The sequence below is a fragment of the Helicobacter apodemus genome (genome assembly GCF_000765745.2).
Lineage (GTDB): Bacteria > Campylobacterota > Campylobacteria > Campylobacterales > Helicobacteraceae > Helicobacter_D > Helicobacter_D apodemus.
In genome coordinates, this window is the sequence record NZ_JRPC02000009.1 from 41,046 (window position 1) to 53,354 (window position 12,309).

The 12,309-nt window shown below is 34.5% G+C and carries 10 protein-coding genes and 2 tRNA genes; 6 read left to right on the top strand and 6 right to left on the bottom strand.

Annotated features, from left to right (window positions below):
- Nucleotides 1–217: 217 nt before the first annotated feature.
- The 4 genes from LS72_RS04375 to gatA all read right to left on the bottom strand — a co-directional run bounded on the left by LS72_RS04375 (nt 218) and on the right by gatA (nt 3,229).
- Nucleotides 218–294, bottom strand: a tRNA-His gene (locus LS72_RS04375).
- A gap of 5 nt (nt 295–299) precedes the next feature.
- Nucleotides 300–377, bottom strand: a tRNA-Pro gene (locus tag LS72_RS04380).
- A gap of 50 nt (nt 378–427) precedes the next feature.
- A complete protein-coding gene (gene guaB / locus LS72_RS04385) occupies nt 428–1,879 on the bottom strand; it encodes an IMP dehydrogenase (RefSeq protein WP_034553367.1) in 1,452 nt (483 codons plus the stop codon).
- Between the two features lie 9 nt (nt 1,880–1,888).
- Nucleotides 1,889–3,229 (bottom strand): Asp-tRNA(Asn)/Glu-tRNA(Gln) amidotransferase subunit GatA, encoded by a 1,341-nt coding sequence (gene gatA / locus LS72_RS04390; protein WP_238700708.1) that lies wholly within the window; start codon nt 3,227–3,229, stop codon nt 1,889–1,891.
- Nucleotides 3,230–3,348: 119 nt separating this feature from the next.
- Between gatA and hemJ the strand changes: the two genes are divergently transcribed.
- The 4 genes from hemJ to LS72_RS11355 all read left to right on the top strand — a co-directional run bounded on the left by hemJ (nt 3,349) and on the right by LS72_RS11355 (nt 8,051).
- Nucleotides 3,349–3,780, top strand: a complete 432-nt coding sequence (gene hemJ / locus LS72_RS04395; protein ID WP_034553363.1) for a protoporphyrinogen oxidase HemJ — start codon at nt 3,349–3,351, stop codon at nt 3,778–3,780.
- Complete coding sequence (argH, locus tag LS72_RS04400; RefSeq protein WP_034553362.1) at nt 3,781–5,196, top strand: argininosuccinate lyase; 1,416 nt, start codon at nt 3,781–3,783, stop codon at nt 5,194–5,196.
- A complete protein-coding gene (gene ubiE, locus LS72_RS04405; protein ID WP_034553361.1) occupies nt 5,196–5,933 on the top strand; it encodes a bifunctional demethylmenaquinone methyltransferase/2-methoxy-6-polyprenyl-1,4-benzoquinol methylase UbiE in 738 nt (245 codons plus the stop codon). The genes argH and ubiE overlap by 1 nt, the downstream gene beginning before the upstream one ends.
- A gap of 153 nt (nt 5,934–6,086) precedes the next feature.
- Complete coding sequence (locus LS72_RS11355) at nt 6,087–8,051, top strand: O-fucosyltransferase family protein (protein WP_238700700.1); 1,965 nt, start codon at nt 6,087–6,089, stop codon at nt 8,049–8,051.
- Between the two features lie 432 nt (nt 8,052–8,483).
- Here LS72_RS11355 and uvrC read toward each other — a convergent pair whose 3' ends face one another.
- Together uvrC and LS72_RS04420 are read right to left on the bottom strand one after the other, a co-directional pair.
- The gene (gene uvrC / locus LS72_RS04415; protein WP_034553591.1) at nt 8,484–10,313 is read right to left on the bottom strand and encodes an excinuclease ABC subunit UvrC; all 1,830 of its coding nucleotides are present in this window, start codon (nt 10,311–10,313) and stop codon (nt 8,484–8,486) included.
- The gene (locus LS72_RS04420; protein ID WP_238700701.1) at nt 10,301–10,720 is read right to left on the bottom strand and encodes a hypothetical protein; all 420 of its coding nucleotides are present in this window, start codon (nt 10,718–10,720) and stop codon (nt 10,301–10,303) included. Before LS72_RS04420 ends, uvrC begins: the two co-directional genes overlap by 13 nt.
- On the opposite strand from LS72_RS04420, the gene LS72_RS11545 reads away from it, so the two are divergent.
- Together LS72_RS11545 and LS72_RS04425 are read left to right on the top strand one after the other, a co-directional pair.
- Nucleotides 10,712–10,837: a hypothetical protein gene (locus LS72_RS11545; RefSeq protein WP_269149274.1), complete on the top strand. Its 126-nt coding sequence runs from the start codon at nt 10,712–10,714 to the stop codon at nt 10,835–10,837. The genes LS72_RS04420 and LS72_RS11545 overlap by 9 nt on opposite strands.
- Nucleotides 10,837–12,300, top strand: coding sequence for an L-aspartate oxidase (locus LS72_RS04425; RefSeq protein WP_034553594.1), 1,464 nt, complete (start codon nt 10,837–10,839; stop codon nt 12,298–12,300). Before LS72_RS11545 ends, LS72_RS04425 begins: the two co-directional genes overlap by 1 nt.
- The last annotated feature ends 9 nt before the right edge of the window (nt 12,301–12,309 follow it).

Here is a 12,309-nt window from a genome sequence, read left to right on the forward strand (position 1 = left end):
TCGTATTTAAGAGATATTCTACATTTTATATTCCAAGTATTCTGTTGCACTAAACCCTTATTTGGTTTATTTTATTTGCTATTTTGCCAAAGTTTGATATACGCAATACATCACAAATTAGCAGATAACAAAAAGGTTATTTGAATGCCAGCACATCCAAAAGAATAAACCACAACTTTTGTTTTATAAGCGGATTTGATAAGATAAGAAGAAATGATGGGGTGGGCGATGGGAATCGAACCCACGACCCTCAGGACCACAATCTGATGCTCTAACCAACTGAGCTACGCCCACCAAAATGGTCGGGGCGAAAGGATTCGAACCTTCGACCCCTTGGTCCCAAACCAAGTGCGCTAACCAGACTGCGCCACGCCCCGACACGAAGCAAAATTATAATGTTTTCACAACTTTTTGTCAAGATTCCATTTTAATGGTTAATGTGATAATTTGGGGCTTCCTTTGTAATTAAGACATCATGAACATGCGATTCTCTTAATCCACTTTGTGTAATCTCTACAAATTCTGCTCTCTCCCAAAGTGTAGTAATATCTTTAGCTCCTAAATATCCCATTGATGAACGTAAACCACCAACCATTTGGTGGATTACATCTGCGATTTTACCCCTATAAGGGACTCTTCCCTCAATCCCTTCAGGGACAAATTTCTCTTGTGCCATTCCTTCTTGAAAGTATCTATCTGCACTCCCCTTATTCATAGCACCCAAGCTTCCCATTCCTCGATAGCTCTTATATTGTCTGCCTTCATAAATGATAGTCTCACCCGGTGATTCCTCTGTTCCTGCTAACATACTCCCTATCATTACACTACTAGCACCTGCTGCAAGAGCTTTAGCAATATCGCCAGAATACTTAATCCCCCCATCGGCAATTAAGGGTATCCCTACCTTATGGCAAGCCTTTGCAACATCGGCAATAGCAGTAATTTGTGGGACACCTACACCTGCTACAATACGCGTTGTGCAAATACTTCCTGGACCAATCCCTACTTTTACCCCATCTACACCTGCTCCAATTAATGCCTCTGCACCCTCACTTGTAGCGACATTACCTGCAACAATATCAATATTAAGATATTTTTTAATCTCTTTAATAGTCTCTAAAATTCCCTTGCTATGCCCGTGTGCTGAATCTAAAACCAAAATATCAACACCTGCTTCTACTAATGCTTTAGCCCTATCATATTGATATACGCCAATAGCAGCCCCAACCCTTAAGCGTCCAAAATCATCTTTATTTGCATAAGGATATTCAATACGTTTTTGTATATCTTTAATCGTAATTAATCCTTTTAAAATTCCTTTTTCATTCACAATAGGTAATTTTTCAATTTTATGCTTATTCATAATATTTCTTGCTTCTTCTAAACTAGTCCCTACTTGTGCAGTAATAAGAGGGGCTTTAGTCATTACTTCTTTAACAAGACGTTTTAAATCTGATTCAAAACGCATATCACGATTAGTCAATATCCCAATTAAACCACCATTATCATCTACCACTGGAACACCGGAAATTTTATAATTATCCGTAATAGCCCTTGCTTCCATTAAAGTCGCTTCAGGGCTAATAAAAATTGGGTCTATAATCACTCCACTTTCACTTTTTTTAACCTTTTTAATTTGAGCAACTTGTGAGCTTATATCCATATTTTTATGGATAATCCCAATGCCTCCAAGCCTTGCCATTGCAATAGCTGTCCTATATTCTGTAACCGTATCCATAGCTGCAGAAATTAAAGGAGCATTTAAAGTAATATTTCGGCTTAATTGTGATTGCAAAGAAACTTCTTTAGGTAAGACTTCAGAATATGCAGGAACTAATAAAACATCTTCAAAAGTTAAAGCCTTAGCTCGGATTCTCATTTTTTGCTCCTATTTTAATGAATTTTCTAAATTTAATGCCAAATCTAATAATTCCTGTTCTTTAAAGGCAGAACTTATAAACTGCATCCCAATAGGTAATCCCTCATCTTTAGATACAGGAAGCGAGATAGCAGGTAAGCCGGCTAAATTAACACCAATGGTATAAATATCCTCTAAATACATTTGTAAAGGGGTCTTGCAATCTTCAAATCCAAATGCCACACTAGGAGCAACAGGAGAGAGTATCGCATCACAATCTTGTAAAATAGCTTGGTATTCCCTTGTAATAAGTGTCCTTGCCTTTTGTGCTTTAATATAATAAGCATCGTAATATCCACTACTTAATACAAAAGAGCCTAATAAGATTCTCCGTTTCACCTCATCCCCAAAACCATTAGAGCGCGTTTTTATATACAAGTCTTTTAAATTTTGCACCTCTTTAGCCCTATTACCATACCGCACTCCATCAAATCTTGCAAGATTAGAGCTTGCTTCAGCAGTGCAAATCACATAATAAGCAGAGAGCATATAACTTGTATCAATCATTGCTTTTTCTACAATTTTATGCCCGTTTTTGCTTAAAATATCAATACTCTTTTGGTAAGCATCTTGCACATTTACATCAGCATCTTTTAGCAAAGAGGGTATGATGGCAATAGACATTTTCCTGTTAGGGTTAAGGTTTTGGTAAGTTTTACTAGACTCTTTATTAACAGAAGTTGAATCTAATTTATCATATCCATTGATACAATCAAATAAAATCGCACTATCTTTTACATTTTGGGTAATAGGTCCTATTTGATCTAGGCTAGAACTATAAGCAATCAGCCCATATCGGCTAACCCTCCCATAGGTAGGCTTTAATCCAACACAACCGCAAAAACTAGCAGGTTGTCTAATGCTCCCTCCTGTATCACTACCTAAAGCTGCAAGAGCAATCCCTCCAGCTACTGCAGCGGCACTCCCTCCACTGCTTCCACCGGGTGTTTTGTTAGGATTGTTAGGATTAAGGGTTTTGCCATAAAAACTACTAGCACTAGTGCTACCCATAGCAAATTCATCCATATTTGTGCGCCCAAAAGGGGCAAATTTATGCTTCAAAAGATTTTCTACTACACTAGCATTATAAGGAGCAATATAACCTTGCAAGATATTACTAGCACAAGTGATATTCCATCCTTTTACATTAATATTATCTTTAATAGCAATAGGCAAAAAATCCTCTTGATAATCTTCAATCTCGCCAATATAAGCATTTAGATTGCTTACCTGTATTTTTTCTCTTAAAGTTTTCTTTAATGCTTGGATTGCCTCTTTATCAAATTTCAATGCCTCTTCTAAAGTAGGAATATTCATCAATTTCTCCCAAATCTTCAATCTAATTTTAGAATTATAATAAAATTAGTTAATAAAGTGGTTAATCCCTTTATTTTTTGATACAATTTTAGCTTTTAATTAAGGAGATTTTTATGCTATATTTGTATATCAAAATTTTTCATATTTTTTCTTTTGTCTCTTGGATGGTAATGCTTTTCTACCTCCCACGTCTTTTTGTTTATCATACAGAACATAAAGGCAATAAAGGCTTTTGTGATGTAGTCAAGATTCAGCAAAAAAAACTTTTTAACTTTATTGGTTATCCTGCAATGATTTGCACCCTACTCTCCGGTCTTGCAATGATAGCTTTAGAGCCTACACTCTTAAAAGGAAGTGGTTGGTTACACGCTAAAATCCTTATTGTTGTGCTATTAGTGGCTTACCATTTTAATTTATACCGCTATATGATAGCCCTAAGGGAGGATAGGGATATGCATACAGGAAGATTCTTTAGAATCCTTAATGAATTCCCTAGTATTGCCCTTATTATCATCACTATTTTAGTTGTCCTTAAACCTTTTTAAATGCAAAATACAAAAAGTAATAAACTATGGGGCGGAAGGTTTCATAAAGAAACTTCACAGCTATTAGAGGAGTTTAACGCTTCGCTTCCTTTTGATAAAAGACTTTATAAGCAAGATATATTAGGCTCAAAAATCCACGCTAAAATGCTCCATAAATGCGGAATTTTAACTAATGATGAGATGCAAAGTATTTGTGTAGGTTTAGAACAAATAGAACAAGAGATACAAGAAGATAGATTCATATTCACACTTAGTGATGAAGATATTCATATGGCAATAGAAAAAAGACTTACCCAAATCATAGGAGAAGCAGGTAAAAAGCTCCATACCGCAAGAAGTAGAAACGACCAAGTAGCCCTTGATTTTAGACTTTTTGTATTAGATTGCAATAAAACCCTCCGATCTTTATGTCTTAATCTTATCCATACACTTTTAAATATCGCACAAGATCATACAAAAACTATTTTGCCCGGATTTACGCATCTACAACACGCACAGCCGATAAATTTTGGTTTTTTAATGTGTGCTTATATTTGTATGTTTGTGCGTGATTTTGAACGTTTAGAATCTTCTTTTAAACGCAACAACTACTGCCCCTTAGGTGCAGCAGCATTAGCCGGGACACCTTATAATACCGACAGATTTTATACCGCTAAGGCTTTAGGATTCATCGCTCCTACACTTAATGCCATTGACAGCGTAAGTGATAGGGATTTCGCACTAGATTTTTTGTATGATTGTTCCCTTATTGCTATACATGTCTCAAGGCTTGCAGAAGAGCTTGTATTATGGAGTAGTTATGAATTTAAATTTATTACCTTAAGTGATGCTTATTCTACTGGAAGCTCAATAATGCCTCAAAAGAAGAATCCTGATATTCCTGAACTTTTAAGAGGAAAGAGTGGGAGGGTTTTTGGTAACCTTTTTGCTCTATTAGCAGTTATGAAAGGCTTACCCCTTGCTTATAACAAAGATACTCAAGAGGACAAAGAAGGTGTTTTTGATACCTTTGATACCCTAGAAATTTCCTTAAGAATCCTCAATGACTTGTTAAAGACTATGGAAATCCATACCAATAATATGTTGCAAGCGTGCAAAAAGGGGCATTTAAGTGCAACAGATTTAGCGGATTTTTTAGTAACAAATTGCGATATTCCCTTTAGAGAAGCTCATCATATCACCGGTGAAGCTGTAGCCTACGCAGAGAGTCTTGGCAAGGATTTAAGCGAACTTAGCATAGAAGAGCTTTGTAGGATTAACCCAAAAATCCCAAAACAAGCTCATAAAGCGTTGGATTTATTTGCCTCAATGGAAGCTAGAAACTCCTATGGAGGAACTTCACAACAAGCTACTTTAATACAAATCCAGAGCCTACAAGCTTGGCTTCAGACCGCTAAAGCTTCAATGGAATACTAATGGCAGATAAACAACAAGAAATCATCGCAATGTTTGATGAAATCGCACAAAGTTATGATTTAGCTAATCGTGTTATGAGTTGTGGGATTGATATTGCTTGGAGGAAAAAGGCGTGTAATTTAGCCTTTTCTAATCTCCCTAAGCAAAGTTTAGATTCCTTGCATATTGCAGATATTGCTTGTGGAACGGGGGATATGATACTACATTGGCAAAAGAACGCACAAAAAAACGCTATTACACTTCAAGAAATTAGGGGCTTAGATCCTAGTGCGGAAATGCTAAAAATCGCACAAAAAAAGCTTCCCTCCATTAGCTTTACTCAATGTGAAGCGACAGCTCTACCACTAGAAAATGAAAGTTTTGATATTGTATCTATAGCCTATGGAATCCGCAATGTGCTAGAGCGTAAAAAAGCCTTAGAGGAGTTTATGAGGGTGCTAAAAGAGGGTGGAATTCTAGTTATCTTAGAATTTACTAAATGCCATAATCCAAACTTTTTAGAGAATTTAATGGGCTTTTATACCAAAAACATTCTACCCCTAATTGGTGGTATCATCTCTAAAAACTATCGGGCTTATCGGTATTTGCCAGATTCTATTGAAGAGTTTCTAACTAAAGAAAAGTTACTTTTAGAATTAAAAGAAGTGGGTTTTATCCCTCTTTATACTAAAGCATTTTCGGCAAATGTTTGCACGCTCTTTGTGCTTAAAAAGCATTCCATAAAGCAAACAAACTAAGCAAGCTTACACAAAGGAGTCACAATGAAACATAAAATATTACTAAACTTACAAATAACTAGATTTGCCCACTCCCCCCTTATGTTAAAGCATATCTTGCATATATGAGTACTACCCCAAAGGGATTTGCAAAACTACGCAAGGAGGGCTACTATGCTATTTAAAGATATTGATTTAAAAAATATTGCCAAAGAATTCAAGGAAATTGACAAAAACACTTTTATTATGGATTTACAATCCATTTGTGAAATAGATTGTTTAAAAATTAATAAAACTAATTTTCTCCTTAGTATTTCCTGTGATGGAGATTCTTGGGAATTATTGCAAGCTAAGGGAAGTCTTTATAATCTTAAAGCAAGGTATATAAAGGTAATTTTACAAACGCCCAAAAAGCCCAAAATAGAAGTTTTAGTAAGAAAATATCCCGGATTATTCCTAATGGCATTAGGTGCTGGTTGGGGCGATAGAATGATTGCATTTTTAAACGCAATGTATTTAGCTAAACACACGGGATTTAAATTTGGGTTTGCTTGGAGAGAGATAAATAATTCCTATGCTTTTTCAGATTCTAATAAATATCAAGCCATAATTATTGATAATGAATCTAAAATTTTTGAAAAAGATTTTATTAACACACATTCCTACACCCATAAACCCAATATAGTCTATAGTTGCTACGAAGGTCTCTATGCTCTACCTAGAAAGGATAATATAGAAGACTATAAACAAAAACCATTTTATCACGACTTTGGTTATTACATCACACATGGTAATTTAAGTGTAGATATCAAAAATATTCCAAAAAATTTTAGAAAAGAATATAAAGCATTATGGCAAGAAATTGGCTTTACCCCGCTTATTAAGAATTTACTCCATCAAGCCGATACCATCTTTGAAGACAATTTCAAAGATAAAGCTACTATTGCTATTCATATCCGATTAGGTGATATTATATATGGCAATTCTAGGAGTATTTTTATTTGTGGCATGTATGCAAGTAAAGCTATGCCAATAGAAATAGCCTATGAACTTATCTTAACAAACAGGGATAAAAACATCCTTCTTTTTAGTGATAATCCTTTAATTTTAGAGAAACTATCCAAACATTTTTTAGATGTTTATGGATACAAGATTTATTTAACCAAAGATTTATTACCTCAAAAATTATCAAAATCAGAAATTGATTTATTTGAAATTCAACTCATGTCGCATTGTAAAACTATCTATTCTACATCAGGATTTGCAAGACTAGCAAGTCTTATAGGAAATGCTAAAGAACCAGAAGGTTGGGCGAATCTCTTTAGTGCTGAAGAGATTGTAAATATTTTTGATAAAAATAAAGACAAAATAGATTTAGATCCTCTATGCAGAGCGTATTCACTATTTTGTGAATTTATATTCTCTAAATCCCTTAATAAAAGCCCTAAAGAGCTAATAACAATCTTAGAAGAAGCACATACTTTAGATCCTCAAAACAGCCTTTATATAGCACTCCTTATAGAATGCCTATTATCACACGATATAAAAGAAGCCCTTATACAATTAAAGCAATACAGTTGTGATGCTTTTATAGACTACCTTAATCATCCTTATGTAAAAATGTGTATGCCTATGCCAAATACCTTATTAATGGCTGATTTCATAAAGCAAAGCACAAATGCTACTATTTTAGAAAATACCAACAAAACCCCAAAAACACAAGTGCAAACGCTACAATTTGATTTAACCTATGGCACTGCCTCCTCCCGCATTAAATCTCATCTTTCTTATAAACTAGGACAAGCTTTGATTTTAAACTCTAAAAGCCTATGGGGATATATAAGAATGCCTTATGTATTATCTTATATCAAAGATAAACATAAACAAGAACAAAAAGAATACCAAGAAAAGATAAAAAAGAATCCTAGTTTAAAACTTCCTACCTTAGAATCTTATAGAGATTATAAAGATGCTTTAAAAATAAAAAATACACTTTCTTATCAATTAGGGGAAGCTTTTATTGAAGCTAAGAAACAAAATTTCTTTAAATTTCCTATTCCTTACTTAAAAGCTAATAATGTTAATTATAGTGGGGGGGGGGCATTCTATGGTTTTATTTTGTTGAATCTAAAAGAATAGTAAGGGAGTGGAGAGGGAGGAGTAAAAGGGGGTAAATAAAGAGCAAGGATAAAAAATCACACCAAGAAGTATAAAAACATTTTGCAGGATTGATACAATCAAGGGCTTTATAAAATTATGCTTTTGCTTTAAAATGACTTCTAATTTAAACTTCAAAAAATCTTTAGTAACTCTATTAACCTAATCTTCAAATCTTAAAATAAACAATCAATAAACAAAGCTTTTATTATCTATTGCATTAATCATTGATTATGATAAAGTTAGGCTTTGTATTCTTATTTATGAGATTTAAGGGTTAAGGTCTGGGATTGTAAATTGTGGAGTTGTAGATTACAAATTGTAAAGTCTGAGATTTGAAATTGTAGATGGGGGGTGTGAGATTTGGAATTGTAGGATTTGGTAGTGTTTAATAAAGTTTAACTAAGCTTGTTATTATTGCAAGAGATTATAAATCTCTAAAGCTTTTTTAGAATCCACCACTTTTTGCAATTCCTCCAAACTTGCTTGATAAATAGATTGAAAGTCTCCAAAATAAGCTAAAAGTTTCTTTTGTGTGCTTTTACCAATACCTTTTAACTCTAAAATCTTGCTTTTATGCATTGTCTTTTGTTTTTGTTTTTGGTGAAAGGTAATAGCGAAACGATGGGCTTCATCCCGTAATTTTTGTAAAAATTGCAAACGTTTATCGCTAACTTTAAGCCGATATTCCCTTAAACACTCATCCCTTAATACATCCCTAGCTCCACCCTTAGCACGATGGGCTTTAAAATCAATTTTTTCTTTAGCAATGCCTATCACTTCAATATTTACCCCCACACTTTGCAACAATTCTTTAGCTAAATTTATCTGCCCCGACCCTCCATCTAAAAGCCATAAATCTGGAGGGAAATCTAGGGAAAAAGATTCAATGCGTCTTGCAAGCATTTCACGCATTTGGGAGTATTCATCACTTCCACTTAATGTATAATGCCGATAAGATTTTTTAATAAAACCCTCTTCATAAACAATCATAGCCCCAACACTCTGAGCACCCCTATGGTGGGAGGTATCAAACACTTCAATCCGATAAGGAATGTTTTGCAGTCCTAATAATGCTTTCAAATCCCTTAAGATGTTTTCTTCTTGGTTAGTAGTTAATCTTAGAGCTTCTTTAGCATTTTGCAAAGCAAGGTTACAAAGCCTTTTTTTCTCTCCATTTTTGGGGAAATGGATAGAAATTTTTCTTTGCAATTGCAAAAACAAGAAATTCTCTAATTCCTGCTTGACCTCGCCTAAATCATAGGGAATTAATATATGTTTGGGGATTAAGGGTAAATCCTTATGGTAATAATCAATGAGTGCTTGTTTATAAATCTCCACTATTTCAAATCCATAGTCACTTTTAATGTTTTGTAAAGCACTAGAGACAATCCTCCCATTACGCATAAAAAACTTCACTAAAACCCCTCTTTTCTCTTCTAACACAAGCGCAAAAATATCCAAATCCTCCAATCTAGCAAAATCCACACTAGAGAGGGGGTTAATCTGCTGAATTTTTAGGATTCTATCGCGTAAAATCATCGCTTCTTCAAAACGCAAATGTTGCGATAAAAACTCCATTTTTTCTTCTAGTTTTGTAAGAATCTTTTTGGGATTTTCTATACATTCTAAGGCTTTTTCTAAAATTTTTGCGTATTCTTCTTGACTCACCCTCCCCTCACAAGGTGCTAAACAACGTTTGATTTGATAAAACAAACAAGCCTTTTTACCGCGGATGCAACTCTCCTTTTGCACAAGCGGAAAAAACTCATAAAGACAATCCAACAAATCCCTTCCTCCACTAGAATAAGGACCAAAATAACGAATGTTTTGTGTTTTTTTCATTACTTTACGCGTCAAAACTATACGCGGATAATCTTGGCTTTTATCCACACATAAATAAGGATAAGTTTTATCATCACGTAAGAGGATATTATACTTAGGCTTTAATTGCTTAATAAGAGAGTTTTCCAAAATAAGTGCATCGTGTTCATTTTCTACAAGAATATAACGCAATGTAGCCACTTGTGAGACCATTTGTGTAATTCTTGGGCTTAAATTGGGCGCAACACTAAGTTTGGGGGTAAATCGGAAATAGCTTTTAATGCGATTTTTTAAATTCCTAGCTTTTCCGACATAAAGCAATCTCCCCTCACTATCAAAATAATGATATACGCCACTTTGTGAGGGGATTTTTTTTAATTCTTTTAAAAGATATTCATTTAAAGGTGTTAATGGTTGCATAAAATAGCTTTTCTAATCGATTCAAAAATTTCTCTAATTTCTTTATCTTTGGCTAGATTTTTAAAATCCCCCTTAGCTATTTCCCCATAAACTTCCAAATTCTCTGCTTGTTGTGTTTGGGATTTTTGGTAGGCATTATTACTCACAAAAGCTTTAATATCCATAACCCCCAATAATTCCTCTTTGCTTTGTTGGTATTGCTTTAATAACTGCTTTATTATTGTTAGTTTATAATCAAACTCCTGTTTATAACAAGGATGTTTTAAAGCAAAAAATAAAACTTGGTTTTTGATATAACAAAAACAAACACCATCACGCAAACTTTTAGGCAAAGTCCATAGAAACCTTTTGATTTGTTGAGTTTGGTGAAGTTTTTGATAAGAAGGAGTATTAAAGAGATGAGACAAAATTTGCGATACCTTTTTCATATGCTGATTATAGCACAGATTACATTCTTTAATGGATGTGGCTTTAAAGACGACCCTTTTAGAGATACTAACACTAGTGCTAAAGGGGACTACTAATGCCTTATGATGTTATTATCATTGGTGCTGGAGTTGCAGGACTTTATGCTTCCTTAAACTTACCTAAAAATCTTAAAGTCCTTATTCTTTGCAAAGACCAACCTTGGGAGTGCAATACCTTTTATGCACAAGGTGGAATTGCTGTTGCAAAGGATAAAAAAGATATTCCTTTACATATTAATGATACCCTAAAAGCAGGGGCTGGTATGTGTGATGAAAAAATTGTCAAACTCCTTAGCCAAGAGAGCTTAGAGGTATTAGAAGATTTAATTGCTAAAGAAATCCCATTTGATAGAGATAAGGAGGGGAATTTACTCTTTACCAAGGAAGCTGCTCATAGCACTTCTAGGATTATACACGCTGGAGGAGATTGCACAGGTAGAGTTATACATAGTCATCTTATCTCACAAATCTCCCATACTCTATGGAAAAACGCCACCGTTACAGAGCTGCTTATAGATAACAATCACTGCTATGGCGTAAGTGTATTAACCAAAAGAGGAAATTATAATCTGTATGCAAAAAATATTATTTTAGCAAGTGGGGGCATAGGTGCTTTATTTGAATACCATACCAATGCCTATACAATCTCTAGTGAATTACACGGGATGATTTTAGAAAATGGCTTAGAGCTTCAAGATATGGAAATGCTACAATTTCATCCCACTGTATTTGTCAAAACGCCTTATGCTAGGAAAATGCTCCTTAGTGAAGCCCTAAGGGGCGAAGGGGCTTATATCATAGATTTTTGGGGAAAGCGATTTTTATTTGATTATGATGATAAAGGAGAGCTTGCTTCAAGGGATAAAGTTGCACGTTCTATTTATGATTATAAATTACAACTTTTGCAAAAATACCCTGCTAATTCTCAAGAATCCGAAGTTTATTTAGATTTAAGTGCCTTCTCTAAAGATTATTTTCAGACAAGATTCCCTAATATCGCCCGTAATCTTAACGCATTTGGCTTTGATTTACCTAAAGATAAAATCCCTATCTCCCCTGCCTTTCATTATTGTATGGGGGGTATTAAATCCGATGAAAGGGGCAAGGTATTACATATGGATAATCTCTATGCTATAGGAGAGTGTGCCTGCACAGGAGTGCATGGAGCTAATCGTCTTGCCTCAAATTCCCTTTTAGAAGCTCTTGTATTTGCGCGTCGTGCTACATTAGATATTTTAGGAAAAGAAAGCAGCCTTAATAAGAGGGAGTTTCCACTCCATACCCAAACCCTCCATAAAGAACAAGATGAAAACCTCAAAACTATTTTACGCAATCTTATGTGGAATAAAGTTGGTATTATTCGCAAAAAAAGCGACCTTAATGAAGCCTTAGGAGGCATTGAAGTTATGTTACAAAGCGGTGTTGGGAGACTTTTGAAACTGCGTTTATTAACTGCTAAAAATATTGTTGAATCAGCGCTCAAACGTTCCCATTCTGTTGGCGCACATTATATGCAATAAGCAATATTT

Excerpts from the sequence above, each read along its gene's own strand:
- LS72_RS11545 (WP_269149274.1), top strand. The coding sequence starts at position 10,712 with ATGAGACAAAATTTGCGATACCTTTTTCATATGCTGATTATAGCACAG.
- uvrC (WP_034553591.1), bottom strand. The coding sequence starts at position 10,313 with ATGCAACCATTAACACCTTTAAATGAATATCTTTTAAAAGAATTAAAA.
- LS72_RS11355 (WP_238700700.1), top strand. The coding sequence starts at position 6,087 with ATGCTATTTAAAGATATTGATTTAAAAAATATTGCCAAAGAATTCAAG.
- argH (WP_034553362.1), top strand. The coding sequence starts at position 3,781 with ATGCAAAATACAAAAAGTAATAAACTATGGGGCGGAAGGTTTCATAAA.
- ubiE (WP_034553361.1), top strand. The coding sequence starts at position 5,196 with ATGGCAGATAAACAACAAGAAATCATCGCAATGTTTGATGAAATCGCA.
- hemJ (WP_034553363.1), top strand. The coding sequence starts at position 3,349 with ATGCTATATTTGTATATCAAAATTTTTCATATTTTTTCTTTTGTCTCT.
- guaB (WP_034553367.1), bottom strand. The coding sequence starts at position 1,879 with ATGAGAATCCGAGCTAAGGCTTTAACTTTTGAAGATGTTTTATTAGTT.
- LS72_RS04425 (WP_034553594.1), top strand. The coding sequence starts at position 10,837 with ATGCCTTATGATGTTATTATCATTGGTGCTGGAGTTGCAGGACTTTAT.